The organism is Agrobacterium tumefaciens (assembly GCF_013337285.1).
Classification (GTDB): Bacteria; Pseudomonadota; Alphaproteobacteria; order Rhizobiales; family Rhizobiaceae; genus Agrobacterium; species Agrobacterium burrii.
This window is the reverse complement of the sequence record NZ_SUPW01000001.1, coordinates 516,875-543,257: the sequence shown is the minus strand read 5'-3', so window position 1 is coordinate 543,257 and position 26,383 is coordinate 516,875. Positions and strand designations below refer to the sequence as shown.

The window sequence follows — 26,383 nt, the reverse complement described above, 5'->3', positions numbered from 1 at the left end:
AACAGGCCGCATCTTCGGGTGCGGCTTTTTTCTTGACGATTTTCTGAAAACAGCTGCCGTTTTTTGTCGCAACGTCGCGTTTTGACGGGCAAATCTCGCACCTCGTATTGCTCTTGTCCGGGCGGAACGCTAAGACGCCATCGCATTACTGTTTCAGGAGCCTTCACCATGTCGAACACAGATGCTTTCTTCTCCCGTCCGCTTGCCGAAGTTGATCCGGATATTTTCGGCTCGATCGAGAAGGAACTGGGTCGCCAGCGCCACGAGATCGAACTGATCGCCTCGGAAAACATCGTTTCCCGCGCCGTGCTTGAAGCGCAGGGTTCGATCATGACCAACAAATATGCGGAAGGTTATCCGGGCAAGCGTTATTATGGCGGCTGCCAGTTCGTCGACATTGCTGAAGAGCTTGCCATTGAGCGCGCCAAGAAGCTGTTCGGCGTCAACTTCGCCAACGTCCAGCCGAATTCCGGTTCGCAGATGAACCAGGCCGTGTTCCTCGCGCTCCTGCAGCCGGGTGATACCTTCATGGGTCTCGACCTGAACTCGGGAGGTCACCTGACCCACGGTTCGCCGGTCAACATGTCCGGCAAATGGTTCAACGTCGTTTCCTACGGCGTGCGCGAAGGCGACAACCTGCTCGACATGGATGAAGTAGAGCGCAAGGCCAAGGAAACCCGGCCGAAGCTGATCCTCGCCGGCGGCACCGCTTATTCCCGCATCTGGGACTGGAAGCGCTTCCGCGAGATCGCCGATGAAGTCGGCGCTTACCTGATGGTCGACATGGCCCACATCGCCGGTCTCGTTGCCGGTGGCCAGCACCCGTCGCCGTTCCCGCATTGCCATGTTGCAACGACGACGACGCACAAGTCGCTGCGCGGCCCGCGTGGCGGCATGATCCTCACCAATGACGAGGATCTGGCCAAGAAGTTCAACTCCGCCGTATTCCCCGGCCTGCAGGGCGGCCCGCTAATGCACGTCATCGCCGCCAAGGCAGTGGCCTTCGGTGAAGCTTTGCAGCCAGAGTTCAAGGACTATGCCGCACAGGTCGTCAAGAACGCCAAGGCGCTGGCAGAAACCCTGATCGAAGGCGGTCTGGATGTCGTCTCCGGCGGCACCGACAACCACCTGATGCTGGTCGACCTTCGCAAGAAGAACGCCACCGGCAAGCGTGCGGAAGCAGCACTCGGCCGCGCTTACGTCACCTGCAACAAGAACGGCATTCCTTTCGATCCGGAAAAGCCCTTCGTCACATCCGGCGTCCGTCTTGGCACGCCGGCCGGCACGACGCGCGGTTTCAAGGAAGCGGAATTCCGCGAAATCGGCAAGCTGATCGTCGAGGTTCTCGACGGCTTGAAGGTTGCCAATTCGGACGAGGGCAATGCCTCCGTCGAAGCTGCGGTACGTGAAAAGGTCGTCGGCCTGACCGACCGTTTCCCGATGTACCCGTACATGTAAGGAAAAAAGACGATGCGCTGCCCATTCTGCGGTTCCGAAGACACACAGGTCAAGGACTCGCGTCCGGCGGAGGACAACACCTCCATCCGTCGGCGGCGCATCTGCCCCGATTGCGGGGGCCGCTTTACGACCTATGAGCGCGTGCAACTGCGCGAGTTGATGGTCATCAAGAAAAGCGGCCGCAAGCTGCCCTTCGACCGGGAAAAGCTGGTGCGATCCTTCGAGATCGCGCTGCGCAAGCGCCCGGTCGACCGCGACCGGATCGAGCGGGCCGTTTCCGGCATCGTTCGTCGTCTCGAAAGCTCCGGCGAGACGGAAATTCCCTCGGAAGAAATTGGCCTGCAGGTTCTTGAAGCGCTGAAAAGTCTCGATGACGTGGCCTTCGTGCGTTACGCCTCGGTCTATCGCGATTTCAGCCATGCCGAGGATTTTGAAAACGTGATTGCCGAAATCAACGCCAAGATCGCCCGCGATACGGACGCCGGAGTCTAGCCGTGACGAGCCGTGCCGATGACGAAAGATTCATGGCAAGGGCAATCGAGGTTTCGCTTCGCCACCAGGGCCAGACGCTTACCAATCCCTCCGTGGGCTGTGTTCTCGTTAAAGACGGGAAAATCATTGCCGAAGCGGTGACGGCCACTGGCGGCCGCCCGCATGCCGAGCGCCAGGCGCTGGAAATCGCCGGCGATGCTGCTCGTGGCGCGACCGCCTATGTGACGCTTGAACCATGCTCGCACTGGGGCAAAACCCCGCCCTGTGCCAACGCTCTTGTGGAATACGGCGTCGCCCGTGTCGTGGTGGCGGTGGACGATCCGGACGAGCGCGTTTCCGGTCGTGGTTATACGATTTTACGTGATGCCGGCATTGTCGTGGAGACCGGCCTGCTGCGTGATGAGGGTAAGCGAGCGCTTGCCGGTTACCTCACACGTCAGATGAAAAAACGCCCGCATGTGATTCTGAAACTTGCAATTTCCGCCGATGGGATGATCGGCAGGCAGGGCGAGGGGCAGGTGGCGATCACCGGGCCTGAGGCTCGCCATGCCGTCCATGAGCTGCGGGCGCGTTGTGATGCCATTCTCGTCGGTATTCGCACCGCTATTGCGGATGATCCGGAGCTGACGGTGCGCATTGCCGGCATGGAGCAGCGCTCGCCGGTGCGCATCGTGCTGGACCGCCAGTTTGAATTGCCGCTGACGTCGAAGCTGGTGCGGAGTGCGCGTGAAGTTCCGGTGGTGGTTGCCGCTTTACCCCCCTCTGCCCTGCCGGGCATCTCCCCCACAAGGGGGGAGATCGGCAAGGGGCTGTCCGCTCGCTCAAATTTTGAGTCGGGGTCTCATTCTCCAGCTGTTGATGTCGGGCAATACGCCGCTCCATCGATCTCCCCCCTTGTGGGGGAGATGTCCGGCAGGACAGAGGGGGGTAACCCCGACCACCGACGCCAACTCCTCACCAAAGCCGGCATCCAAATCCTCGAAGCACCATCGCTCGAATCCCTCCTCCACACCCTCGCCGATAGCGGCATGTCGGAACTTCTGGTCGAAGGCGGCGCGTTTGCAGCAAAATCATTCCTTGAAGCCGGGCTGGTGGACCGTATCATGCTGTTCGAAAGCTCGGTCGTGATCGGCGAAGGCGGCATTGAAACACCGCTCCGCCGTGCCGATATCACGGGCGATTATGTTCTGGTCAGCGAAACGGCCTATGGGCCGGATCGCTGCTTCGATTATGAAAGGCCGCTTTGATGTTTACCGGAATTGTCACCGACGTTGGAACCGTGTCCGAGCTGGAAGCTCTGGCCGAGGGAATTCGTTTGCGGGTGGCGACCAATTACGATCCCAAGACCATCGATATGGGCGCATCGATCTCCCATGGCGGCGTGTGCCTGACGGTGACGAGATTGCCGGAAGACGGCAGCAATGAGCGCTGGTATGAGGTCGAAGCCTGGGAAGAGGCGCTGCGCCTGACGACGATTGCCGGATGGCAAAAGGGCACCCATGTCAATCTGGAGCGGGCGCTGAAGATCGGCGACGAACTTGGCGGCCACATCGTCTCCGGCCATGTCGATGACAAGGCGGAAATCCTGTCCGTGGAGCCGGAGGGCGAGGCCGTGCGTATCCGCCTGCGCGCGCCGGACCATCTGGCGAAATTCGTTGCACCCAAGGGTTCCATCGCACTGGACGGGACCTCGCTCACCGTCAACGCGGTCGAAGGCACGGATTTCGACGTGCTGCTGATCCGCCACACGCTGACTGTGACGACGTGGGGCGAGCGCCAGCCGGGCGACTTCGTCAATTTCGAAGTCGATACGATGGCGCGTTACGCCGCAAGGCTTGCGGAATTTCCCTCGGCGTAGTCCGATAGTACGCCGAGGCTGACACTTTCTCCTCCGTCATACCGGCCTTGAGTCGGTATCCAGCCAGCCCAGGTCCTTGGGCTGAAAAGGCTGTTCCCGACGCGCAGACGCGTGGCGGCTGGAATCCGGCTCAGGGCCGGAATGACGGGAGGGGAGGAACGGGCTTGCTCCCCATCGGGCGTTCGTCACGGCCGCACTTCCGGTCGAACCGGAAAGATTGTAAAGACGTCATTCGGCCGTTTGAAATCGATTGCGAGCCAAACGGGGTAGGGGAACACATCATGCCGTCTTTTGAGCTGCTGACAGCCTTTTTCATCACCACCGCCCTGTTTGCCTATATTCCCGGCCCGGCCATGCTTTACGCGGCGGCGCAAACCATGGCGCGTGGCCGGTTTGCCGGGCTGATGGCGGTGCTTGGCATCCATGTCGGCTGCTATGTCCACATCGTTGCTTCTGCGGCAGGGCTTTCCGTGCTGTTTCAGGCGGTGCCGTGGCTTTATCTGGCGGTAAAGCTCTGCGGCGCGCTTTATCTCATCTGGCTCGGCTTCTCGATGCTGCGCAGCAAGCTGGAAGGCGAAGCGGTTAATCTGACTATCGAACCGAAATCGGCACGCCGGGCCTTTATCGACAGCATCATCGTCGATGTACTCAATCCGAAGACAGCGCTGTTCTTTTTGGCCTTCCTGCCGCAATTCGTCGATCCGGCGGCGGCCTTTCCGGTCTGGCTGCAATTGCTGATCCTCGGCATCGCCGTCAACTTCATTTTTTCCTCCGCCGATCTTGTCGGCGTGCTTCTGGCCGGTGCCATGGTTGGGCGTCTGAAGCGTTCAAGCGCCGTGCAGGTGATTGCCCGACGCGCTGCGGGAACGGTGCTGATGGGGCTGGGCATCCACCTCGCTTTCCAGAAAACCTGATTTTTGCAAGCCGCTTCGGATAAGGTATAAACTTCGGCAAAACGCCCCGCAAACGCGGCGTCCTGTGCGTGCGATTTATGAAATTACTTGCCAAAAACAGCCAGTCGTGGTTTGACCGCCGCAAAAGCCGGTATGATCCGGCGCGAACCTTTTCAGGAAAATCTTATGTCCAAACCTCATCTTCTTATCGTGGAAGCACGTTTTTACGACGATATGGCGGACGCCCTTCTCGAAGGCGCGAAGTTTGCGCTTGATGAGGCAGGCGCTACCTATGACGTCATCACCGTTCCCGGCGCGCTCGAAATCCCCGCCGCCATCGCCATGGCGCTGGACGGTGCCGACAATGACGGCACGGAATATGACGGTTTCGTCGCGCTCGGCATGGTCATTCGTGGCGAGACCTATCACTTCGATATCGTTTCCAACGAATCCTCCCGCGCCCTGATGGACCTCGCCGTCAGCGAATCGCTGCCGATCGGCAACGGCATCCTGACTGTCGAAAATGACGAGCAGGCATGGTCCCGCGTTCGCCGTTCCGACAAGGACAAGGGCGGTTTTGCTGCCCGTGCGGCGCTGACCATGATCGAACTGAAGAAAAAACTGGGTGGCTGAGCGCATGTCGAATGTTGATAATGGCGGCGAACCGCGCCAGCCTTCGGTAAAGCCGGCCAACCAGCGCGGCGCGGCTCGCCTTGCGGCCGTGCAGGCGCTCTACCAGATGGATGTCGGTGGCACAGGCGTGATGGAAGTGGTGGCCGAATATGAGGCGCACCGTCTCGGCCAGGAAGTCGATGGCGATACCTACCTGAAGGCCGATCCGTCGTGGTTCCGCTCCATCGTCTCCGGCGTCGTCCGTGACCAGACGAAGATCGACCCCCTGGTGCGTTCCGCCCTTCTGGAAGACTGGCCGCTGTCGCGTCTCGACGCCACCGTGCGCGCCATCCTGCGCGCCGGCACATTCGAAATCCTCGAGCGCAATGACGTGCCGGTTGCCGTCATTGTCACGGAATATGTCGAAATCGCCCGTGCTTTCTTCGAACACGACGAGCCGAAGCTGGTGAATGCGGTGCTTGACCGCATTGCCAAGCAGGTGCGCGGCGAGGCAAAACGCTAAAATACATTAGGTGAGGAAGACATGAGCGCCGTTTCCGTCCCCGGGCTTGAAGTTCAACTGGACGAGGCGAAGCGCAACGTCTTCCTTCTGACCATGGCGCAGGCGATCATGGGATCGGCCGCGCCTTTAAGCTTTTCGGTCGGCGCGCTTGCCGGTTATCAGCTGCTCGGCGCCGACAAGTCACTGGCAACCGCGCCGCTCACAGGCTTCAATATCGGCGTGGCGCTCGGCGCCATCTGCGTTGCGGCGGCCTCACGGTTCCTCGGCCGCAAGGCCGGGTTCATGGTCGGCGCGCTGATGTGCTCGATCGGCGGCGGCATCGCCGCGGTGGCGCTCTTCCGCTCTGATTTCTGGCTGTTTGCCGTCGGCCTGCTGCTGATCGGTATCTCCGGCGGCTTCACGCAGAAAATACGTTTCGCCGCAGCCGATGCATCGCCATCCTTCTACAAGCCGAAGGCTATTTCCTGGATTCTGGCAGGCGGCATCATTTCGGCCATCGTCGGGCCGCAACTGGCTATCCTCGGCAAGGACCTGCTCGCACCGGTCACTTTTGCCGGCGCGTTCATCGCACTGGTGCCGCTCGGTCTCGTCTCGATCGCCATTCTGGCATTCCTGAAATTGCCCGACCCGAAGGCCGCATCTATCCATACGGAGGCCGTGCGCCCGCTGTCGGAAATCGTCCGCACACAGCGTTTCATCACCGGCATGATCTGCGGCATCGGTTCTTACGCCTTGATGACCTTCATGATGACCGGCGCGCCGCTTGCCATGGTGGTCGGCTGCGGTTTCCCCACCGAACTCGCCACGCTCGGTATCCAGTGGCACGTTCTGGCCATGTTCGCTCCCAGCTTCTTCACCGGCATGCTGATTTCCCGATTCGGTGCGGAAAAAATCGTGGCAGTCGGCCTTATCGTGCTGATGGCCTGCGCCATCGTTGCCCATATGGGCATCGAATTGTGGAATTTCTGGGCGGCGCTGATTCTCCTCGGGCTTGGCTGGAATTTCGGTTTCATCGGCGCAACTGCCATCATCACGTCAAGCTACCGGCCACATGAGGCGGACAAGGTGCAGGGCTTCCACGATATCGTGCTGTTCGGCACGGTGGCGCTGTCATCCTTCTCTTCCGGCAAGGTGTTTACGGCATGGGGCTGGTCGGTGATGAACCTTGTCATCTGGCCGGTTGCGGGCCTTTGCCTGCTGCTCGTTTTGTCGCTGCTGCTGAGGCAGCGCAAAAACGCTGCGTGAAGTCGCGTTCGTTCTCTAGCCCTTTCATGTTTCAGGCAAATTTGTGGGCTTGACGCCGCACCTTTCGCCAACGCAATCTTGCCGCGCAGGTCGTTTTTCCTTGGGAGGGGAACAAATGGCCCGGAGAGAGCCTTGTGCACGGGCGATCGTGCTTCAGGTTCACGCAGATGGTTCGTCACGCCGGGGAGGGAGTGAGACCCGGCCTTTTGGGAGGTAAGTGCGCATGACCGTAATACCCATAGTAATTTTATGCGGTATCCTGTCCGTGGTTTACGCGGTATGGGCGACCAAGAGTGTTCTCGATGCCGATCAGGGCAACGAGCGTATGCGTGAAATAGCAGGTTATATCCGTGAAGGCGCACAGGCTTATCTCACCCGTCAATATCTCACCATCGCCATCGTCGGACTGATCGTCGCCATTCTGGCCTGGTATCTGCTGTCGGCCATGGCGGCCATCGGCTTCCTCATCGGCGCGGTTCTTTCAGGGGCAGCCGGTTTCGTCGGCATGCATGTCTCCGTGCGCGCCAATCTGCGCACCGCGCAGGCAGCCTCGCACAGCCTTGGCGCGGGCCTCGATATCGCCTTCAAGTCGGGCGCCATCACCGGCATGCTGGTGGCGGGTCTCGCGCTGCTCGGCGTCTCCATCTATTATTACATCCTGACTTCGGTGATGGGCCACCCGGCCGGCTCGCGTGAGGTGATCGACGCGCTGGTGTCGCTCGGTTTCGGCGCCTCGCTGATCTCCATCTTCGCCCGTCTCGGCGGCGGCATCTTCACCAAGGGCGCAGATGTCGGCGGCGATCTCGTCGGCAAGGTCGAAGCAGGTATTCCGGAGGATGATCCCCGCAACCCGGCAACGATCGCCGACAATGTCGGCGACAATGTTGGTGACTGCGCCGGCATGGCGGCCGACCTGTTCGAGACCTATGCCGTCTCTGTTGTGGCGACCATGGTTCTCGCCGCGATCTTCTTTGCGGGAACGCCGATACTGGAAAGCGCCATGGTCTATCCGCTGGCGATTTGCGGCGCCTGCATCCTGACCTCGATTGCCGGCACCTTCTTCGTCAAGCTCGGCACCAACAATTCCATCATGGGCGCGCTTTACAAGGGGCTGATCGCCACCGGTATCTTCTCGGTCGCCGGCCTTGCGGTCGCCACCTATGCGACGGTCGGTTGGGGAACAGTGGGCACGGTCGCCGGAATGGAGATCACCGGCACCAACCTCTTCCTCTGCGGTCTGCTCGGTCTGGTGGTAACGGCGCTGATCGTCGTCATCACCGAATATTATACCGGCACCAACAAGCGCCCGGTCAACTCCATCGCCCAGGCATCGGTTACCGGCCACGGCACCAACGTCATTCAGGGGCTTGCGGTCTCGCTGGAATCGACGGCGCTGCCGGCCATCGTCATCGTCGGCGGCATTATCGGCACCTACCAGCTCGCGGGCCTGTTCGGCACCGGCATCGCCGTCACCGCCATGCTTGGGCTGGCGGGCATGATCGTCGCGCTCGACGCTTTCGGCCCGGTCACGGACAATGCCGGCGGCATTGCCGAAATGGCCGGTCTCGATCCTGACGTCCGCAAGGCGACCGACGCGCTGGATGCTGTCGGCAACACCACCAAGGCGGTCACCAAGGGTTACGCCATCGGCTCTGCCGGTCTCGGCGCGCTGGTGCTGTTTGCCGCTTACTCCAACGACCTGTCCTATTTCGCCGCCAATGGCGATACCTATCCGTACTTCAAGGATATCGGCGAGATTTCCTTTAGCCTCGCCAATCCTTACGTCGTTGCCGGTCTGCTGTTCGGCGGCCTTATCCCCTATCTCTTCGGCGGCATCGCCATGACGGCGGTGGGCAAGGCTGCAAGTGCCATCGTTGAGGAAGTTCGCCGCCAGTTCCGCGAAAAACCCGGCATCATGGCCGGAACGGAAAAGCCGGACTATGGCAAGGCCGTGGACCTGCTGACGAAAGCGGCAATCCGGGAAATGATCATCCCGTCACTTCTGCCGGTTCTGGCCCCGCTCGTCGTCTATTTCGGCGTGCTGCTGATCTCGGGCTCCAAGGCGTCAGCCTTTGCAGCGCTCGGAGCGTCCCTGCTCGGTGTCATCATCAACGGACTGTTCGTGGCGATTTCCATGACATCAGGCGGCGGCGCCTGGGATAATGCCAAGAAGAGCTTCGAGGACGGCTTCATCGACAAGGATGGTGTGCGTCACGTCAAGGGTTCGGACGCTCACAAAGCGTCGGTGACGGGCGATACCGTCGGTGATCCTTACAAGGATACCGCCGGCCCGGCCGTCAATCCGGCCATCAAGATCACCAATATAGTGGCGCTGCTGCTGCTCGCGGTTCTTGCCCACTGAGGGCTTGCAGCATTGACATACAAAAAGGCCCGGGGAGAAGTCCCCGGGCCTTTGATTTTGCGAATGCTTTTGACTGCCGGTCAGGGCGTGTTGTTGCCCTGGCCGAGAATGCTCTTGGCGATGTTGGCGCCCGAGGTGCCGCCCGACAGCAGCTGCTGCAGGAAGGTGAGATCCTTGCCGCCGGTCGGGGTGGTGCGCGAAATCGTGTCGAAGACCTTGCCGTCCTGCAGCGCGTAATTGGCCTTGCGCTCGATCACGCCGTCCTTGTTGAAATAGATGGCGAGAATGTTCTGCTCGACCAGCGTCGGCTTCATGAAGGCAGCGCGGCGCACGCGCTTCTGCGAGATGTAATAGAACACCTCGTTGCCGAATGTCGCCGTGGTGGAGGGCGTGCCCATGGTCAGAAGAACCTGCTCGCGGCTGGAACCTTCCGGGATCAGCTGAAGCGACTGTTCGTCCATGACGTAGCCGTTGTGGAACACGTCGGTGGTGCTGGTGCAGGCGGAAAGCAGGCCGGATGCGAGTACGATTGCGATGGCCGTCTTGCTCAGAATTTTGCCGTGACTTGCGGATTTCTGCTTGCTCAACTGCGTTTCCCCGACTGCGATCATGAATGGCACCTTCCGGCATTGCGTGGTGCACAGTGTCTGTGCACATGATTGTGTCAATCCGGGGACGGAAAATCCCGATCACCCCCCAAATTCAATGCTTTCCCGGTCTTTTGGAACTCCTCCGGTTCTCTTCGACTGTTTCAGCCAAAAGACGAACGTGACCGTGACAGCATTGCAATTCGTGGATGCTTCGGTAAACCAGCTTTGACGATCATGCAACAAGTGCGATGGGTGGTAAGTGAATTCACCGGTCCCGTTCGGAAAAAAACGATGATATTCGGGCTGTTCAAGAAGAAAAACAACAATCGCGCCATAGTCGACCGGCAATATGATATCCTGACGGCTGCCGCCCGCACGCCCGGTTTTTATCTCGATCTCGGCGTTCCCGATACCGTGATGGGCCGCTTCGAGATGCTGTCGGTCATCATGATTCTCTATTTCCGCCGCACCAAATCCTCCGGGGTCAGCGGTCAGGAGATCGCGCAGGAGATCGTCGACGCCTTTTTTCAGGATATCGATCACTCCATCCGTGAACTCGGTATCGGTGATCAGGGTGTACCGAAACGCATGAAGAAATTCGCCGGCATGTTCTATGGCCGGCTCGAATCCTATGCAGCGGCGCTGGATGCATCCGACGCCGTTGCCCTTGCCGCAGCGCTCCGGCGCAATATATACCCGCAGGCAGACGAGACGGCGCCGACGCTGGACGGGCTGGCGGGCTGGATGATGGAAGCCTCTTCAGCCCTTTCCGCCGGTTCCGAAGAAACAATAGCAACCGGAAGCCTGACGCTGCCCTTGCCTGGACGATGAGGTTCACCATGAACACGCGACACGCCGCAAATGACGACCTGCCTTTTTCCTATCCCGTAAAGGTAGGCCATATTTCCGCCAATCCCGTCAGGATTGGTCTCGAAGCCAATGCCGAGGAGCTGAAAGCGCTGGCGAAATTCTGGAATGTGGTTTCCGTCGAATATCTGAAGGCGGAATTGCAGGTTACCCGGTGGAAGAAGGATGGCGTGAAGATCAAGGGCGAGGTGCATGCGGCCGTAACCCAGTCCTGCGTCGTGACGCTGGAGCCGGTCATGAGCAAGATCGACGAGACTGTGGAGCATATTTTCGTGCCGGAAGGATCGAAGCTGGCGCGGATGGTCACCAATGAGGAAGGCGAGATCGTACTCGACCCCGATGGCCCTGACATTCCCGACCAGTTCACCGGCGACAGCATCGATGTCGGTGCCGCGGTTGCGGAATTCGCCGCCCTTGCGATCGATCCTTATCCGCGCAAGCCGGATGCGGAATTTCCAGAAACCGCCGACAATGAGCCGGAAGAAGAAAAGCGCCCGTCGCCTTTCGCCGCGTTAAAAGATTGGAAAAAAGACTGAATGGCCCCGTTGGGCTGAAATAATTTTATTGTAACAAAAGCCGGAAAAGGTATTTTCGCGCAAAATCCGCTTGAGTGGCGGCAAAAAGGATAAGGGACGAGTGATCAGAATTGCAATTGACGTCATGGGTGGCGATTTCGGCCCAGATGTTGCCATACCCGGTGCCGCCAAGGCGCTTGAACGGCACAACGATGTAACTTTTCTGCTCTACGGGCAGAAGAGCAAATGCGAACCCATTCTGGCACAATATCCCGCGCTTCGGGAAAAGTCGGTCTTTCACGATTGTGAAGTCTCGGTCGCCATGGACGAAAAGCCGAGTCAGGCGCTTCGCCGTGGCCGCTACGTCTCCAGCATGTGGCGCGCCATCGAGGCGGTGAAGCTTGGTGAGGCGGATGTCGTGGTCTCCGCCGGCAATACCGGCGCGCTGATGGCCATGGCCAAATTCTGTTTGCGCACCATGGCGCGGGTGGAACGTCCGGCCATCGCCGGCATCTGGCCGACGCTGAAAGGCGAAAGCATCGTTCTCGATGTCGGCGCGACGATCGGCGCCGATTCCCAGCAATTGCTGGATTTCGCCCTGATGGGCGGCGCGATGGCGCGCGCTCTTTTCGATATCGACCGCCCGACCGTCGGCCTGCTCAATGTCGGCGTCGAAGAGGTCAAGGGTCAGGAAGAGGTACGTGAGGCCGGACGTCTGATCCGCGAAGCCGATCTCGGCACCATCGATTACCGCGGTTTCGTTGAAGGCGACGATATCGGCAAGGGTACGGTGGATGTCGTGGTGACCGAAGGTTTCACCGGCAATATCGCACTCAAAGCCGCCGAAGGCACGGCACGCCAGATCACCACACTGCTGCGTGAGGCGATCTCCCGCAGCTTCTTTGCCAAGATCGGTTATGTTCTGGCGAAAAGCGCCTTTGATGTGCTCAGGGAAAAGATGGACCCGCGCAAGGTCAATGGCGGCGTGTTTCTCGGCCTGAACGGCATTGTCATCAAGAGCCATGGCGGCACGGATGCCATTGGTTTTGCCTCCGCCGTGGATGTCGGCTACGACATGGTTCACAACGGTCTGACGGCCAAGATAGAAAATGATCTGAAGATTTACCACGCAAGACGACTTCCGCCCCCGGCGCCCGAAGCTCTTGTGGCTGACGAGGAATAAGGGAATGATCCGCTCTATAGTCCGTGGTTTCGGGGCAGCGCTTCCGAAGCGTGTCATGACCAACAGCGAAATTGAAGGGGTCGTCGAGACCACCGACGAATGGATCGTGCAGCGCACGGGCATCCGGCAGCGCTATATCGCCGGTGAAGGCGAAACGACAGCTTCGCTCGGCGAGGCGGCGGCCCGTGCTGCGCTCGACAATGCCGGTCTGACCCCTGATGATATCGACCTCATCATTCTGGCGACGTCGACTCCGGACAACACCTTTCCGGCAACGGCAGTGAATATCCAGAATCGCCTCGGCATGACCCATGGTTTCGCCTTCGACATGCAGGCCGTCTGTTCCGGTTTCGTCTATGCCGTCGCGACCGCCGATCTTTATATTCGCGGTGGCATGGCCAAGCGCGTTCTGGTTATCGGCTCTGAAACATTCTCGCGCATTCTCGACTGGAAGGACCGCACCACCTGCGTTCTGTTCGGCGATGGCGCAGGCGCTATCGTTCTCGAAGCTGGTGAAGGCGAGGGGACCTCTGACGATCGTGGTATCCTGACCGCGCAACTGCGCTCCGACGGTTCGCACAAGGAAAAGCTCTATGTCGATGGCGGACCCTCCACGACAGGCACCGTCGGCCATCTGCGCATGGAAGGCCGGGAAGTGTTCAAACACGCCGTCGGCATGATCACCGACGTTATCGAGCAGGCTTTCGAAGCGACGGGCACGACGGCGGACGATCTCGACTGGCTCGTGCCGCATCAGGCCAACAAGCGCATCATCGACGGATCGGCGAAGAAGCTCAACATCGATCCGGAAAAAGTGGTCATCACCGTCGACAAACACGGCAATACCTCGGCCGCATCCATTCCGCTGGCGCTGGCCGTTGCGGCCAGTGACGGCCGCATCAAGAAGGGTGATCTGGTCATGCTGGAGGCCATGGGCGGCGGTTTCACCTGGGGTGCGGTGCTGCTGCGCTGGTAACGGCAAATTCATTCTGCGGGGAGGCGCGGACGCGAAATCGGTTGTATTTTTTGTGGCCGGGGCCTCATTCGTCGCACCTGAGCGCCCCGTGGTTGCGGCAAAACCGCGCCGGGCGCCCTAAGCCCTTGCACTGATTGCCGAAAGCCTCAAATGAATCTGGAACAATCCCTTGACCGGTCGCCACAAGGGAAATAATCTCGGCGGCTCCTAGAGAAAAATTCAGACAGGGTTTGCGGGGAAAAATGGCCGGGAAGACAGTGACACGCGCAGATCTTGCAGAATCTGTGTTTCGTAAAGTCGGGCTGTCCCGCACCGAATCCGCCGAGTTGGTCGAGACGATCATCGACGAGATTTGCAACGCGATCACCCGTGGCGAGGTCGTCAAGCTGTCGTCCTTCGCGACATTCCAGATCAGGGAAAAGAACGAGCGTATCGGCCGCAACCCGAAAACGGGTGAGGAAGTTCCGATTTCGCCGCGACGCGTCATGACCTTCAAGGCGTCGAATGTGCTGAAGCAGCGCATTCTCAAGGCGCATACGGCCCGCAAGGCCAAGCAAAAGGGCCAGAAGGCCGGGGCGTAAGCCGGCTGCGGCAAGGCATTTTTGCCATATGGCAAGCCCTTTTCCCCATTCTTCTTGTGAACATGCTTGAATTTCAACGTGCAAGCCGTTGAAATCCGGTCGACTCGCATCATAATCAATTTTAATAATTGGTATCTTGCCGTGGCAGGCATCGGCGTGAAGATCGGATACGGTTTTCGCGACGGCGCTATGTGCGGCGGGTGAGAAGCGTTCTGTTCAGCACCCGGCTGGATGCATGACGCTCCAGGTCCGGATGGGAGTGGTAGTTTGGACAAAAGCCCCGACGCGTTTCGGACGATCAGTGAAGTTGCGGATGAGCTGAACCTGCCGCAGCACGTGCTGCGTTTCTGGGAAACACGCTTTCCGCAGATCAAGCCGATGAAACGGGGCGGGGGCCGCCGTTATTACCGCCCGGATGATATCGATCTCCTGAAGGGTATCCGCCATCTTCTCTATGATCATGGCTACACCATCAAGGGCGTGCAGAAGCTTTTGAAAGCCAATGGCAACCGTTTCGTGGCCGCCATTGCCTCGGGTGATCTCGCAACCATGGAAGCCATCATGGCGGCGAGTGGTGAAAAGGAAGTTGCCGAACCACGCGTCATCGATACCGATGGGGACGAGGTCGTCGGCCGTCCGAAGGCCAAGCCGAGCGGTCGCTTCTTCGGCTTCGGCGGCGGCAACAGCGATGCGGAAATATCGGTCGGCAAATCGGGCATCGGCAAGGATGATCAGGCGCTGCTGCAGGAGGCCCTGTTCGATCTGCTCGAATGCAAGCGGCTTCTCGATCAGGTTCGCTGATCGTTTATCCACAGATCTGTTCGAGCAATTCCAGTAAAAGTGTACCCGGTTTTCTGCCCGGAAATGCGCCAAAACAAAGAGTTAGAGCGTTTTCGTGATTCGAAGAAAGCGCAAACGCTCTAAAACGCCAACCTTTCGGAAACTCCTTTGGCCGATAATGCGGCTCCGTAAAGAAGGAGTCCGATCGTGAGCAATCGAAAACCGGCAGCGCGACGCCGCACGGCGAAGAAATCTGGCGGCGGCAGCATTTGGCCCTGGGTCCTGATGCTGGGCCTCGTCGGCGGCGGCATTCAGGCTTACGAACATCGCGACAGCCTTCTGCCGCAGCGCCATGTTGCGAGGGCAACATCCACGACGACGAATTCTCCAAAACTCGCAACCGCAGCGAAACGCGAGGCGGCCGCGCCGGAAAAGGTGGCGAGCATTCGGCCTGCATCGCCGGTTTCGCCCGGCAACGGGCCGGTGCCGCCACGCTCCATCGCCATGCCATCCACGTCATCGCAGAGCAAGGTCGCTGCCATCCTGCCGGAAACCCGCCCCACGGTCGAAAAAATCTCGATCGGCGAAAAGAGCGGTGCTTTTGCCTTTTGTGGCCGCTCCGGGCTTAACAATTGCGTGGCCGACGGCAACACCTTCTGGATGAAGGGTGTGAAAATGCAGCTCGCCGGCATCGAGGTTCCGCAGATTGACCGGGCGCGCTGCATGGAAGAGCGTCAGCGCGGTTTCATTGCCAAGGTCAGGCTTCGCGACATGCTGAATGCCGGTACCTTCGATGTCGCCTCTTCCGCAGGTGCCAGCGGGCAAGCCATGGAACGCAAACGGCTTTCGCGTTCGGGCGTCTCCTTTGCCGATCAGCTCGTACGCGAAGGGCTGGCACATCCGGCATCTGCAAAAAATCAGTCCTGGTGTGGCTGAGGCCCCGTTGACCGCAACCGTTCTGCCTGTGTAGATGAGGCGCTGTCGGCATTCGGGATCGGAACTGTTTAATCCTGCACCGAATAATGACGAAGCAAGTTGCAGCGCCGGAGCCGGATCGGCAGGCGGCGCGGCAATGCGGACGTGGCGAAATCGGTAGACGCAGCAGACTTAAAATCTGCCGACCATTGGTCTTGCGGGTTCAAGTCCCGCCGTCCGCACCAACTTCTCTTTGATTTATCCCCTGTTTCAAGTCCTGAGCCGGCGTAAAACCCACCGTTCACGTGCGCGTCATCTCTTCTTGAAAATCATCAAAAAGAACCTATTGACCTTGCCACGATGGGAAGCCCTATCTTTTTCGATATAAAGAAAAGAGGGGTCATACGCATGTCACAAATAGAGGTCCGGGCGAGTCATCAGATTGCGATCGATGGCATGACATGCGCCTCCTGCGTCGGTCGCGTCGAGAAGGCGATTGCTAAAGTGCCGGGGGTTCTCAAGGCCTCGGTCAATCTCGCTACCGAGCGCGCCGATATTGCCTTTTCCGGCCCGCCCGATGTGATGGCTGTCATCGCAGCCGTGCGGAATGCCGGATATGGCGTCGATGAGAAAACCATCGAACTCGATATTGAGGGCATGACCTGCGCCTCCTGCGTCGGACGCGTGGAGAAGGCGCTGAAGGCTGTCGCCGGTGTCTCCGATGCAAGCGTCAATCTGGCGACGGAACGCGCCACCGTCCGCGTTGCCGGCAGTGCCGTCTCTGCCGCCAGACTGGCCGAAGCAATCAGGCAGGCAGGATATAAAGCAAGTGAGATCGCCGCGGACAAAGCCAAGGGTGATGAGCCGGACCGGCGCGAAGCCGAATTGCGCGGTCTGAAAATCAGTCTTGCCGTGGCCGTTGCCCTGACACTGCCGGTCTTCGTGCTGGAGATGGGTTCGCATCTGGTGCCAGCCATCCATGATTTCGTGATGGAAACGGTCGGTATGCAGGAAAGCTGGTATCTGCAATTTGCGCTGACCACGCTTGTTCTTTTCGGACCCGGTCTGCGGTTCTTCAAGAAGGGCATACCCGCACTTTTACGGCTCGCACCCGACATGAATTCGCTGGTGGTGCTGGGCACTGTCGCCGCCTGGGGATTTTCGGTGGTCGCGACTTTCCTGCCGGAAATCCTGCCGCGCGGCACCGCCAATGTATATTATGAGGCGGCGGCCGTTATTGTCACGCTCATTCTGCTTGGCCGTTTTCTCGAGGCGCGCGCCAAGGGCCGCACCAGCGAGGCGATCAAGCGGCTGGTTGGCCTGCAGGCCAAATCGGCCCGCGTCCTGCGCAATGGCGAAACCATCGACGTGCCGTTGCAGGATGTGCAGACTGGTGATGTGATTGTCGTTCGTCCGGGCGAAAAGGTGCCCGTCGATGGCCTGGTGCTCGATGGCTCCTCTTATGTCGATGAATCGATGATAACAGGTGAACCGATCCCGGTGACGAAAACCGCGGGTTCCGAGGTCGTCGGCGGCACGGTCAACCGCAATGGCTCCTTCACCTTCCGCGCCACCAAGGTGGGCGCCGATACGCTGATCGCGCAGATCATCCGCATGGTAGAGGAAGCGCAGGCCGACAAGCTGCCCATTCAGGCGCTGGTGGACAAGGTGACCAACTGGTTCGTGCCGGCGGTGATGCTGGCGGCGCTCGTCACCTTCGTCGTCTGGTTCGTGTTCGGGCCGGACCCGGCTTTGACCTTCGCGCTTGTCAACGCTGTCGCAGTCCTCATCATCGCCTGTCCCTGCGCCATGGGCCTTGCTACCCCCACCTCTATCATGGTCGGCACCGGCCGCGCTGCCGAGATGGGTGTGCTGTTCAGGCGCGGCGACGCGCTCCAGACGCTGCGCGATGCCGATGTTATCGCCGTCGACAAGACCGGTACGCTGACGCTCGGCAAGCCGACACTGGTGCATTTCACCACGACTGAGGGCTTTGACCCGGATGAGGTGTTGCGTCTTGTTGCCTCGCTTGAGAGCCGTTCCGAACATCCGATCGCCGAGGCAATCGTTGAGGCTGCGAAACATGGCGGCCTGACGCTTGCCGATGCGGAGGGCTTCGAGGCCACCCCCGGTTTCGGCGTGGCGGCGATAGTCGATGGCCGTAAGGTCGAAGCGGGCGCGGACCGCTTCATGACGAAGCTCGGTTACGATGTTTCCATGTTCGCCGGCGATGCCGAGCGGCTGGGCAGGGAAGGGCAGTCACCGCTTTATGCCGCCGTCGATGGCAGGTTGGCCGTGATCATTGCCGTTGCCGATCCGGTAAAGCCGACGACACCGGAGGCGATTGCGGCGCTGCATGCGCTGGGTCTCAAAGTCACGATGATCACGGGCGATAACCGCCGCACGGCGGAAGCCATCGCTCGCCGCCTTGGCATCGATGAGGTGGTGGCGGAAGTGCTGCCAGATGGCAAGGTCGAGGCCGTGAAGAGACTGGCGGCCGGCGGCCGGCGCGTCGCCTTTGTCGGTGATGGCATCAACGATGCGCCGGCGCTCGCGGCAGCCGATGTCGGCCTTGCCATCGGCACGGGCACGGATGTCGCCATCGAAAGCGCCGATGTGGTGCTGATGTCCGGCGATCTGCGCGGTGTTGCCAATGCGATTGCGCTTTCCAAGGCGACGATCCGCAATATCGGTCAGAATCTGTTCTGGGCCTTTGCCTATAATGCAGCACTCGTTCCCGTAGCGGCCGGAATATTGTATCCTGTCAACGGCGTTCTGCTGTCGCCTGTCCTTGCCGCCGGAGCCATGGCGCTTTCCAGCGTATTTGTCCTGACAAATGCGCTGCGCCTGAAAAGCTTCCGTGCCCCGCTGGTGGACAAAGCGGCTGGCATGCAGCTCGCAGCGGCCGAATAGGAGGGCGGATATGATGACGCCTGGCAACACAATCTATCTGCCGCAGATCGGACGCAGCATCATGGCGGCGCAAGGCGAAACCGTGCTTCAGGCCGCGCTGGCGGCAGGCATCACCTATCCGCACGGCTGTCGCATGGGCCGCTGCGGCGCCTGCAAGTCGCATCTCGTCTCCGGCGAGATCGATCTCCTCAAGCACACGCCCTTTTCATTGACCGAAGAGGAAAAGGCGGAAGGCCTGACGCTCGCCTGCCGCGCCGTGCCGCTGAGCGACGTGACGATCGGTTGGCTCAACGGTGAGGACGAATTCGCTGATATTCCGACTGGCCGCTTTGAGGGCGTAGTGGCGGAAGCTGTGGATGCGACACATGATATCAAGCTCATCCGCATCAGGCTCGACGATCGCGCGCAGTTTACCTTCAAACCCGGTCAATATGTGCGCCTGCTTTACCCGGACTGTTCGCCGCGCGACTACTCCATCGCCAGCCGGGTCGACGAGGAGTTGATCGAATTCCACATCCGGCATGTGCCGGGTGGGCTGACAAGCGGCCATATATTCGCGCAGGCCAAGGCGGGTGATCCTGTCACGTTGGTGGGGCCTTTCGGGTCGTCATTCCTGCGGGAAAAACATTGCGGGCCGATCCTTGGCATTGCCGGCGGCTCGGGTCTGGCGCCCGTCAAGGCGGTTGTCGAGGCTGCTCTTACAACGGGGCAAATGACGGGCCGGGACCGTCCTATCCATGTCTATTTCGGCGCCCGCGCCCTGCGCGACCTTTATATGGTCGATCATTTCGAGGCGCTTACCGCGCGGCACGACAATCTGAGCTTCGTTCCGGTTCTCTCCAATGAGCCACATGCGCAGATGCGGTGCGGTTATGTCGGCAATGCGGTGGCGGATGATTTCGACGATCTTGATGGGTGGAAGGCCTATCTTGCAGGACCGCCGGCGATGATCGAGGCAACCGTGCCGCAACTGGTGGCGCGGGGCATGCGCGCCGCCGACATTCATGCAGACGTGTTTTTCACCCCGGACAGATAGGAGCAGGATCCATGAATATCGGCACAGCCGCCACCGCCTCAGGTGTTTCTGCAAAGATGATCCGCCACTACGAGATGATCGGCCTGATCAAATCGGCAAACCGCACGGATGCCGGATACCGGGTCTATACGGCCAATGATCTGGAAACGCTGCGCTTCATCAGGCGCGGACGCGACCTCGGTTTTTCGATAGAAAAGATCAGGCAGCTGATGATGCTGTGGCGTGATCCCGGTGGTGCGTCCTGCGATGTCAAACGCATCGTCATGGAACATGTCGTGGATCTGGAAGCGAAGATGCATTCGCTCCGCGACATGGCCGACACGCTTCGAAATCTCGCAACCTATTGCCCGGACAATGGCGAGCCGGATTGCCCGATCATTCAGGATCTGGCGCAATCCGAAGATCCCGATTTTGTTCCGGTAGCGGTTGTGCCCAAGCGCTCCGGAATGCTGAAGGGCACCTCCGGCGTGGCGACGGAATTATCGCGTCTCATGAAATAAACAGCTGTTCCCATCGGGAACTGATCGTCGATTGCAGCAAATGCCAATTGTAGTGAAGGAAACCGGGCCATGTGGATACAGATATTGCAACGCTTCCTTATTCTGTGCCTGATGCTGACGATCGTTTCCGTCATCGCATTTCTTTTGCCCTATATGGCGGGTGGCGATCCGGCCCGCACCATCCTGTTTTCCCGCATGCGCGATACCGCGCTCGATCCGCATGCGGTCGAGGCGCTGCGGATAAGCCTCGGGCTCGACCGGCCGCTTTATGTGCAATATTTCGCATGGCTGTCGAGCGCGCTGCGTGGCGATCTGGGCTTTTCCTTCACCAGCAGCCAGCCCGTGGCCGGCGAGCTTTTGCGCTCCCTCGGCGTGTCGGTAACGCTGGCGCTGACGGCGCTCGCAATCGCGGTCGCCGTTGCCCTGCCGCTCGGCACACTGGCGGCGATGCGCCCGGGCGGGCGGCTCGACAATTTCGCGACACTGATGATCCAGACCTTCGTTGCGACGCCGGAATATTGGTTCGCGCCGATGTCGGCGCTGGTGTTTGCGCTCTATCTCGGCTGGTTGCCGTCGGCAGGATGGGACAGCTGGCGTTCGCTGGTGCTTCCCGCCTTGACCCTGACGCTGCGCCCGCTCGCTTATTTCACGCAGGTAACGCGTGCGGCGATGGCCGAAGTTCTACGCGCGCCCTATATTACCGCCGCCCGCAGCCGGGGTCTCGGCATGCATAGCACGGTCCTGCGGCACGGTGTCCGCAACGGCTCGCTGCCGGTCGTCACCTTCTTTGCATTGTGGCTCGCGGGCCTGCTTGGCGGATCGGTGGTCGTGGAAGTCATCTTCGCCATCCCAGGTATGGGTCGGCTTCTCTATGACGCCGTGGTCAATCGCGACATCCCGATGCTGCAGGGTGGTTTCATCTGCATCGTCGCCCTGTCCATCCTGATCAATACCCTGGCCGACGGCTTTTATGTCCTGATCAATCCAGCAATGCGAGGTCACAATGACCATTAGCCACTTCCCGAGCGCGCCGGTAGCCGCCTTGCCCCTGACCAACACGCCCAAGCGCCCGTCGACATTCAGCCGGTTCACGGACTTCATCAGCCGGCGGCATTGGACCTTCTATGCGGGATCGGCGATCTTTCTCGTCATCATCCTGCTGCTGGTCATCGCGCCATGGATATCGCCCTATAATCCCGCACAGCAGAACCTTCGCCTGCGGCTGAATGCGCCAAGCGCCACCTACTGGCTGGGAACCGACCATCTGGGCCGCGACGTGCTCAGCCGATTGCTGATCGGCGGCCGTTTCACGGTCACGATTGCCGCCATCACCGTCATTCTGTCGGTCGGTATCGGAACTTTCGTCGGCATCATCAGCGGCCGCAGCCGCGGTATCCTCGATGAAATCCTGATGCGCGTTGTCGACCTGCTCATCGCCATACCGGACGTGGTGATCGCCATCTTCCTCGTCGCTATCTTCGGGCCGGGATACGGTACCCTGATCGCGTCGCTGACGATTGTCGGCTGGACACCATTTGCGCGGCTGGCGCGCGGACTGACGCTGTCGATCAATTCCCGCGAATATATCCGCGCGGCGGAAGTGCTTGGCTGCACAAGGCGCTTCATCATCTTCCGGCATATTATTCCGAACACGATCTGGCCGATTGCGGCCGTGGCGTTTCTGCGTTTCGGCCACAAGCTGATCACGGTCGGCGGCTTGTCGTTTCTGGGTCTCGGCGTGCAGCCGCCGGCCGCCGACTGGGCACTGATGCTGGCCGATGCGCAGGCCTATGCGGAACGCATGCCCGTTCTGGTCATCGCACCCGGCCTGGCGATCTTTCTGGCAGCGCTCAGCGTGACGTGGATCGGCCATGGGCTGAACCTGGAGACCAAAAAACAGAACGGTCATTGACGCCTGTCAACAGACAGCGACCGGTTTGACGATCGTCAAACATTGCAGACGCAAAGGAACTGGAAGGAGAGTAATATCGTCTGAAGCCGCATGAAAATACGCAAATGCCTCCGATTCAATAAAAATAAGGGGAACTCTTATGAATATCGAAGGACACACGCATGCCGATACGGCGATATCCCCGGAGCTGACACCGCTTCTGGAGATCGAGGATCTGCACGTTTCGGTGCCGACCGACAATGGCCGGAAATTCATTATCTCTGGCCTGACGCTATCAGTCAAAGCCGGGGAGGTCGTTGCACTTGTCGGCGAATCCGGGTCCGGCAAGAGCATGACGGCGCTGTCGCTGATGCGGCTGTTGCCACACGGCGTGGAAATCACCTCCGGCCGCATTACCTTTGCCGGGCGGGATATTCTTGCTCTTTCATCCTCGCAACTCGATGCGCTGCGCGGCGCCGAAATCGGCATGTTGTTCCAGCAGCCGCAGGCCATGCTTGATCCGACCAGCCGGGTGAAGACACAGGTTGCCGAGCCGTTGTGGGTCCATCGCAAGATGAGCCGCAGTGCTGCGCTCAACCGGGTTGTCGGCATGTTATCCGACGTTGGAATTCCGGACCCATCGGCGCGGGCGCAATGTTTCGCGCATGAGCTTTCCGGCGGCATGGCGCAGCGTGTCATGATTGCTGCGGCACTGTCAGGCAATCCGCAGCTGCTGATCGCCGATGAGCCGACAACGGCGCTCGATGTCACCGTTCAGGCACAGATATTGCGCTTGCTGGATGACGAACGCCGCAAGCGGCAACTGGCCACGCTGCTCATTACCCACGACCTGTCGGTCGTCGCCGCTTTCGCGGACAGGATTGCGGTGATGTATGCCGGCCGCATTGTCGAGGAGGGGCCGACACAGGCAATCCTCAAGGCGCCGCAGCATCCCTATACCAAGGCGCTGATCAGCTGCTCGCTTCTGACCACCGACAGCGAAGGACAGTTGCTGACGATCCCCGGATCGAGTTCGCAGGCGCATGATATGTCCTGCGGCTGCCGGTTCCATCCACGCTGCGCGCTTGCCAAATCGGCCGGCATGGGCAGCCGGTGCATGGCGTCGGAACCGGATCTGAATGCCCTGCCGGAAGGGCGCAAGGCGCGGTGCTGGGCGGTCGGCGACGAGCATGCCGATAGTCATACAAATCACGCGATCTGCTGAAGGAGGGGACAATGCAATTGACAGCTGTAAAACAGACCCCGCCATCACCTGATAGCAAAAGCCACCCCTATGTGGTCGCCAGGAACCTCTGCAAATATTATCCGATCTCCGGTCTCGGTCACCGGGTGGTGAAATCCGTCGACGATGTGTCCCTGACCATTGGCGAGGGTGAAGTGCTCGGCCTCGTCGGTGAGTCCGGATGCGGCAAAAGCACCGTCGCCGGGCTGATTACCCGGCTGACCCACGCGACGAAAGGTGAGGTCAGCATCGGCGAACACGATATTCTGCACATGCAGGGCGAAACGCTGCGGCGCATGCGCCGGACCGTGCAGCTGGTGTTTCAGGATCCCTATTCCGCTCTCGATCCGCGCATGCGCATCGGGCAAAGCATGGAAGCGCCGCTGGCCCAGCACGGCGTTGGCACACGGGAAGAACGCACAGCGCGTGTGTTCAGGATGCTGGAGGAAGTCGGTCTCGATGCCTCCTTTTTCGATCGTTATCCGAGCCAGTGTTCCGGCGGGCAGTTGCAGCGCGTCGTCATCGGGCGCGCGCTTCTGCTCAATCCAAGCTTCCTTGTCTGCGACGAACCGACCTCAGCGCTTGATGCTTCCATGCGCACGCAGATACTTAACTTGCTGATGGACATGAAACGCCGCCATGGTTTGACGGTTCTGATGATTTCCCATGACCTGCGCGTGGTGCGTTATCTCTGCGATCGTATCGCCGTGATGTATCTCGGGCGGATCGTCGAAATCGCCGACCGGGAAGAGCTTTTTCGTGCGCCGAAACATCCCTACACCAAGGCTTTGATCGCTTCGTCGATGCTGGATGAAACCGGCCTTTATGCGCCGGAAATGCTGCTGGACGGCGATTTGCCGAGCCCGCTCAATCCTCCGAGCGGCTGCAAATTTCACACCCGCTGTAAATATGCGACGCCGATATGCAGCGAAAAAGAGCCGGTGCTGGAGGGTGTTGCGGGAGAGCATTTCGCGCGTTGCCACCATTGGCGGGAATGGGGTTGAGCCATAAAGCAGTTGCGGTTTTGTGCTTTGGTAAAAACAGATGAATCGTGTGTCTGAGGCTGAATATCGGAATTAAATTCCGAGTATAGAGCAATAAAATAAATGATATTCAGATGGATATTCGTTGAGTATCCACTGGATATTCTTTTGTCTTTTGACTTGAGGAAATTTAATCGGGAATTTCATGAAAATAAATGAATTGTGAGCGTTATCATCAAAAATAAAAGGGGAATATTCTATGATGAAGCACGCACTTTTGGCGACATGCGCCATCGTGACCTCGTTTGGAGCTGGTGCCGCAAAGGCCGGCACGATTACCTATGACGATAATTTCGGGGTGAAGACCGGCTGGCAGATGGCGTCCGACGATGCTTATCTCGGCTCCCGCGCGGGTTGTTTCGAAAGCCTGGTACGTGTCGGTTACGACATGAAACTGGAGCCAAGTCTGGCTGAATCTTGGACACAGACCGGCCCTAAGGTATGGGAATTCAAACTGCGCAAGGGCGTCAAATTCCAGAATGGCGAAGCGCTCGATGCCAAGGCCGCGGTTAATGCGCTAACCAATCTTTTGCAGGCCCCGGTTCCGGCCCGCGCCTTTTCACCCAAGCTGATCGCTGCCGTCGAAGCAGGCGGTGATGATACCGTGAAGATAACGACGCTCGAGCCATCGGTGCTGCTGCCGGCGCAGATGGCCAGCCCCGCCACCTCCATTCTCGCACCATCAGCCTATAAGGACGGCAAGGTCGATCCTGTCGGCACCTGCACCGGACCTTTCAAGATCACGGAGGTCGATCCCAGCCAGCATATGATGCTGATGGCCAATCATGATTATTGGGGCGGTATGCCGAAGCTTTCGGGCGGCCGTGTAAATTTCGTGCCCGATGCCGATACCCGCGCCACCCAGGCACGAACCGGGGAAGCACAGATTTCGCGCCTCGTTCCGCCATGGACCGTCAAGACCATCGAATCAACCGACGGCGTCAAGGTCGCGCCCATCCCGTCGCCCCGCATCACGGAGCTGTTGCTGAACAACTCCAGGCCGCCTTTCGACAATCTCAAAGTGCGGCAGGCGATCCAGGCCGCCATCGATACGGGCGGCATTGCAGACAGCATTTATGAAGGTGCGGTCAAGGGCGCGGCCATGCCGTTCGCAGCGGGTGAGCCATGGGCTGCAAAGGAGGCCAAGCCTGCCTATGACGTGGAAAAAGCCAAGGATCTGCTGAAGGAAGCGGGCATTGCACCCGGCAGCCTGAAGGTGACGCTGCTTGCCTATACGGCAAAGACGGAACTGAAGGATGTCGCGGCGATCATTCAGGCGCAGTTGCAGGAGCTCGGCATCAAGGTTGATGTTCGCGTTGCCGATTACAGCGCAATTGAGCCTGATCTTCTGGCCGGCAAGTTCGATATGGCACTGTTGTCGCGCGGTTATGCCACCGATGTTGCCGAACCCGCCGGATTCCTCAATGCCGATTATACCTGCGGCGGCAGCTATAATATCTCGCATTATTGCAATGAGGCGACCGACAAGCTGATCAAATCCGCTTATGCGACGGCCGAACCCGCCAAGCGTTACGCCATTTACAGCGAAGCAGCGAAGAAGATTTACGACGAAGCCGTCTCCGTCTTCCTCATCCATGAGACGGTGTTCGACGCCTATTCCGCCAAGCTTGAGAATTACAAGCCCCATCCGCTCAACTACTTTGTCATGACCAAGGATCTGGCGACGAAGTGAGCTGGCGTGATATTGCCGAAAAATAAAGACCCGGTTCGCAAGAGCCGGGTCTTTGTGATGGTAGGGACGCAGGATTTTCTCCGTCATGCCGGCCTTGAGCCGGCATCCAGCCACGGCGCGTCTGCGCTGTGAGAAATGAGTCTCTCGCGATCAAGGACTTGATGGCGCTGGCCCCGGTTTTCCTCCGGGTTGACGGCATGCGCATATGCAATTT

Annotated in this window: 25 protein-coding genes and 1 tRNA gene; 25 read left to right on the top strand and 1 reads right to left on the bottom strand. The window is 59.6% G+C overall.

From position 1 onward, the window contains the following. The first annotated feature begins 168 nt into the window (after nucleotides 1–168). The 9 genes from glyA (at nucleotide 169) to FCH38_RS02585 (ending at nucleotide 9,443) form a co-directional block, all read left to right on the top strand. Nucleotides 169–1,458, top strand: coding sequence for a serine hydroxymethyltransferase (gene glyA, locus FCH38_RS02625; RefSeq protein WP_149897877.1), 1,290 nt, complete (start codon nucleotides 169–171; stop codon nucleotides 1,456–1,458). Between the two features lie 12 nt (nucleotides 1,459–1,470). Then, nucleotides 1,471–1,950: a transcriptional regulator NrdR gene (gene nrdR / locus FCH38_RS02620; RefSeq protein ID WP_003496675.1), complete on the top strand. Its 480-nt coding sequence runs from the start codon at nucleotides 1,471–1,473 to the stop codon at nucleotides 1,948–1,950. Between the two features lie 2 nt (nucleotides 1,951–1,952). Next, nucleotides 1,953–3,197, top strand: coding sequence for a bifunctional diaminohydroxyphosphoribosylaminopyrimidine deaminase/5-amino-6-(5-phosphoribosylamino)uracil reductase RibD (ribD, locus tag FCH38_RS02615; protein ID WP_174372747.1), 1,245 nt, complete (start codon nucleotides 1,953–1,955; stop codon nucleotides 3,195–3,197). Beyond that, complete coding sequence (locus FCH38_RS02610) at nucleotides 3,197–3,808, top strand: riboflavin synthase (RefSeq protein ID WP_174372746.1); 612 nt, start codon at nucleotides 3,197–3,199, stop codon at nucleotides 3,806–3,808. The genes ribD and FCH38_RS02610 overlap by 1 nt, the downstream gene beginning before the upstream one ends. A 281-nt stretch (nucleotides 3,809–4,089) precedes the next feature. Beyond that, nucleotides 4,090–4,722, top strand: coding sequence for a LysE family translocator (locus FCH38_RS02605; protein WP_149897874.1), 633 nt, complete (start codon nucleotides 4,090–4,092; stop codon nucleotides 4,720–4,722). A gap of 165 nt (nucleotides 4,723–4,887) precedes the next feature. After that, the gene (locus FCH38_RS02600; protein ID WP_236776538.1) at nucleotides 4,888–5,334 is read left to right on the top strand and encodes a 6,7-dimethyl-8-ribityllumazine synthase; all 447 of its coding nucleotides are present in this window, start codon (nucleotides 4,888–4,890) and stop codon (nucleotides 5,332–5,334) included. Nucleotides 5,335–5,338: 4 nt separating this feature from the next. Next, nucleotides 5,339–5,836, top strand: coding sequence for a transcription antitermination factor NusB (nusB, locus tag FCH38_RS02595; RefSeq protein WP_046798873.1), 498 nt, complete (start codon nucleotides 5,339–5,341; stop codon nucleotides 5,834–5,836). A 21-nt stretch (nucleotides 5,837–5,857) separates the two neighbouring features. Then, nucleotides 5,858–7,081: an MFS transporter gene (locus FCH38_RS02590; RefSeq protein ID WP_174372745.1), complete on the top strand. Its 1,224-nt coding sequence runs from the start codon at nucleotides 5,858–5,860 to the stop codon at nucleotides 7,079–7,081. A 223-nt stretch (nucleotides 7,082–7,304) separates the two neighbouring features. After that, the gene (locus tag FCH38_RS02585; RefSeq protein WP_149897871.1) at nucleotides 7,305–9,443 is read left to right on the top strand and encodes a sodium-translocating pyrophosphatase; all 2,139 of its coding nucleotides are present in this window, start codon (nucleotides 7,305–7,307) and stop codon (nucleotides 9,441–9,443) included. A gap of 80 nt (nucleotides 9,444–9,523) precedes the next feature. On the opposite strand, the gene FCH38_RS02580 is transcribed toward FCH38_RS02585, so the two are convergent. Then, complete coding sequence (locus FCH38_RS02580) at nucleotides 9,524–10,054, bottom strand: outer membrane protein assembly factor BamE (RefSeq protein ID WP_149897870.1); 531 nt, start codon at nucleotides 10,052–10,054, stop codon at nucleotides 9,524–9,526. Nucleotides 10,055–10,324: 270 nt separating this feature from the next. Between FCH38_RS02580 and FCH38_RS02575 the strand changes: the two genes are divergently transcribed. From FCH38_RS02575 to FCH38_RS02500, 16 genes are all read left to right on the top strand, one after another. After that, nucleotides 10,325–10,864, top strand: a complete 540-nt coding sequence (locus tag FCH38_RS02575) for a ubiquinol-cytochrome C chaperone family protein (RefSeq protein ID WP_174372744.1) — start codon at nucleotides 10,325–10,327, stop codon at nucleotides 10,862–10,864. An 8-nt stretch (nucleotides 10,865–10,872) separates the two neighbouring features. Next, on the top strand, nucleotides 10,873–11,436 hold the full coding sequence (locus tag FCH38_RS02570; protein WP_174372743.1) for a YceD family protein: 564 nt from the start codon (nucleotides 10,873–10,875) through the stop codon (nucleotides 11,434–11,436). 100 nt (nucleotides 11,437–11,536) lie between these two features. Then, nucleotides 11,537–12,598: a phosphate acyltransferase PlsX gene (plsX, locus tag FCH38_RS02565; protein WP_149897867.1), complete on the top strand. Its 1,062-nt coding sequence runs from the start codon at nucleotides 11,537–11,539 to the stop codon at nucleotides 12,596–12,598. Nucleotides 12,599–12,602: 4 nt separating this feature from the next. After that, a complete protein-coding gene (locus tag FCH38_RS02560; protein WP_174372742.1) occupies nucleotides 12,603–13,574 on the top strand; it encodes a beta-ketoacyl-ACP synthase III in 972 nt (323 codons plus the stop codon). A gap of 242 nt (nucleotides 13,575–13,816) precedes the next feature. Beyond that, complete coding sequence (locus FCH38_RS02555; RefSeq protein ID WP_003502236.1) at nucleotides 13,817–14,155, top strand: integration host factor subunit alpha; 339 nt, start codon at nucleotides 13,817–13,819, stop codon at nucleotides 14,153–14,155. Nucleotides 14,156–14,422: 267 nt separating this feature from the next. Then, the gene (locus FCH38_RS02550; RefSeq protein ID WP_046798879.1) at nucleotides 14,423–14,956 is read left to right on the top strand and encodes a MerR family transcriptional regulator; all 534 of its coding nucleotides are present in this window, start codon (nucleotides 14,423–14,425) and stop codon (nucleotides 14,954–14,956) included. A gap of 186 nt (nucleotides 14,957–15,142) precedes the next feature. After that, nucleotides 15,143–15,871 (top strand): nuclease, encoded by a 729-nt coding sequence (locus FCH38_RS02545; protein WP_149897864.1) that lies wholly within the window; start codon nucleotides 15,143–15,145, stop codon nucleotides 15,869–15,871. A 138-nt stretch (nucleotides 15,872–16,009) separates the two neighbouring features. Continuing rightward, nucleotides 16,010–16,095, top strand: a tRNA-Leu gene (locus FCH38_RS02540). Between the two features lie 163 nt (nucleotides 16,096–16,258). Then, the gene (locus FCH38_RS02535) at nucleotides 16,259–18,763 is read left to right on the top strand and encodes a heavy metal translocating P-type ATPase (protein WP_174372741.1); all 2,505 of its coding nucleotides are present in this window, start codon (nucleotides 16,259–16,261) and stop codon (nucleotides 18,761–18,763) included. Between the two features lie 13 nt (nucleotides 18,764–18,776). Continuing rightward, entirely contained in the window at nucleotides 18,777–19,799 is a 1,023-nt protein-coding gene (locus FCH38_RS02530; RefSeq protein ID WP_174373119.1) for a 2Fe-2S iron-sulfur cluster-binding protein, read from the top strand. 11 nt (nucleotides 19,800–19,810) lie between these two features. Beyond that, on the top strand, nucleotides 19,811–20,299 hold the full coding sequence (gene cueR, locus FCH38_RS02525; RefSeq protein ID WP_149897863.1) for a Cu(I)-responsive transcriptional regulator: 489 nt from the start codon (nucleotides 19,811–19,813) through the stop codon (nucleotides 20,297–20,299). Between the two features lie 69 nt (nucleotides 20,300–20,368). Next, on the top strand, nucleotides 20,369–21,313 hold the full coding sequence (locus tag FCH38_RS02520) for an ABC transporter permease (protein ID WP_174372740.1): 945 nt from the start codon (nucleotides 20,369–20,371) through the stop codon (nucleotides 21,311–21,313). Then, a complete protein-coding gene (locus FCH38_RS02515; protein WP_174372739.1) occupies nucleotides 21,303–22,211 on the top strand; it encodes an ABC transporter permease in 909 nt (302 codons plus the stop codon). Before FCH38_RS02520 ends, FCH38_RS02515 begins: the two co-directional genes overlap by 11 nt. Before the next feature lie 139 nt (nucleotides 22,212–22,350). Next, entirely contained in the window at nucleotides 22,351–23,415 is a 1,065-nt protein-coding gene (locus FCH38_RS02510; RefSeq protein ID WP_149897860.1) for an ABC transporter ATP-binding protein, read from the top strand. An 11-nt stretch (nucleotides 23,416–23,426) separates the two neighbouring features. Further along, nucleotides 23,427–24,437, top strand: coding sequence for an ABC transporter ATP-binding protein (locus FCH38_RS02505; protein ID WP_174372738.1), 1,011 nt, complete (start codon nucleotides 23,427–23,429; stop codon nucleotides 24,435–24,437). Between the two features lie 238 nt (nucleotides 24,438–24,675). Beyond that, on the top strand, nucleotides 24,676–26,169 hold the full coding sequence (locus FCH38_RS02500; RefSeq protein ID WP_174372737.1) for an ABC transporter substrate-binding protein: 1,494 nt from the start codon (nucleotides 24,676–24,678) through the stop codon (nucleotides 26,167–26,169). The last annotated feature ends 214 nt before the right edge of the window (nucleotides 26,170–26,383 follow it).

Bases quoted from the DNA above. Each gene is read 5' to 3' on its own strand.
- glyA (WP_149897877.1), top strand. From the start codon at position 169: ATGTCGAACACAGATGCTTTCTTCTCCCGTCCGCTTGCCGAAGTTGAT.
- nrdR (WP_003496675.1), top strand. From the start codon at position 1,471: ATGCGCTGCCCATTCTGCGGTTCCGAAGACACACAGGTCAAGGACTCG.
- FCH38_RS02610 (WP_174372746.1), top strand. From the start codon at position 3,197: ATGTTTACCGGAATTGTCACCGACGTTGGAACCGTGTCCGAGCTGGAA.
- FCH38_RS02605 (WP_149897874.1), top strand. From the start codon at position 4,090: ATGCCGTCTTTTGAGCTGCTGACAGCCTTTTTCATCACCACCGCCCTG.
- FCH38_RS02600 (WP_236776538.1), top strand. From the start codon at position 4,888: ATGTCCAAACCTCATCTTCTTATCGTGGAAGCACGTTTTTACGACGAT.
- nusB (WP_046798873.1), top strand. From the start codon at position 5,339: ATGTCGAATGTTGATAATGGCGGCGAACCGCGCCAGCCTTCGGTAAAG.
- FCH38_RS02590 (WP_174372745.1), top strand. From the start codon at position 5,858: ATGAGCGCCGTTTCCGTCCCCGGGCTTGAAGTTCAACTGGACGAGGCG.
- FCH38_RS02585 (WP_149897871.1), top strand. From the start codon at position 7,305: ATGACCGTAATACCCATAGTAATTTTATGCGGTATCCTGTCCGTGGTT.
- FCH38_RS02580 (WP_149897870.1), bottom strand. From the start codon at position 10,054: ATGATCGCAGTCGGGGAAACGCAGTTGAGCAAGCAGAAATCCGCAAGT.
- FCH38_RS02575 (WP_174372744.1), top strand. From the start codon at position 10,325: ATGATATTCGGGCTGTTCAAGAAGAAAAACAACAATCGCGCCATAGTC.
- FCH38_RS02570 (WP_174372743.1), top strand. From the start codon at position 10,873: ATGAACACGCGACACGCCGCAAATGACGACCTGCCTTTTTCCTATCCC.
- FCH38_RS02560 (WP_174372742.1), top strand. From the start codon at position 12,603: ATGATCCGCTCTATAGTCCGTGGTTTCGGGGCAGCGCTTCCGAAGCGT.
- FCH38_RS02555 (WP_003502236.1), top strand. From the start codon at position 13,817: ATGGCCGGGAAGACAGTGACACGCGCAGATCTTGCAGAATCTGTGTTT.
- FCH38_RS02535 (WP_174372741.1), top strand. From the start codon at position 16,259: ATGTCACAAATAGAGGTCCGGGCGAGTCATCAGATTGCGATCGATGGC.
- FCH38_RS02530 (WP_174373119.1), top strand. From the start codon at position 18,777: ATGACGCCTGGCAACACAATCTATCTGCCGCAGATCGGACGCAGCATC.
- cueR (WP_149897863.1), top strand. From the start codon at position 19,811: ATGAATATCGGCACAGCCGCCACCGCCTCAGGTGTTTCTGCAAAGATG.
- FCH38_RS02520 (WP_174372740.1), top strand. From the start codon at position 20,369: ATGTGGATACAGATATTGCAACGCTTCCTTATTCTGTGCCTGATGCTG.
- FCH38_RS02515 (WP_174372739.1), top strand. From the start codon at position 21,303: ATGACCATTAGCCACTTCCCGAGCGCGCCGGTAGCCGCCTTGCCCCTG.
- FCH38_RS02510 (WP_149897860.1), top strand. From the start codon at position 22,351: ATGAATATCGAAGGACACACGCATGCCGATACGGCGATATCCCCGGAG.
- FCH38_RS02505 (WP_174372738.1), top strand. From the start codon at position 23,427: ATGCAATTGACAGCTGTAAAACAGACCCCGCCATCACCTGATAGCAAA.
- FCH38_RS02500 (WP_174372737.1), top strand. From the start codon at position 24,676: ATGATGAAGCACGCACTTTTGGCGACATGCGCCATCGTGACCTCGTTT.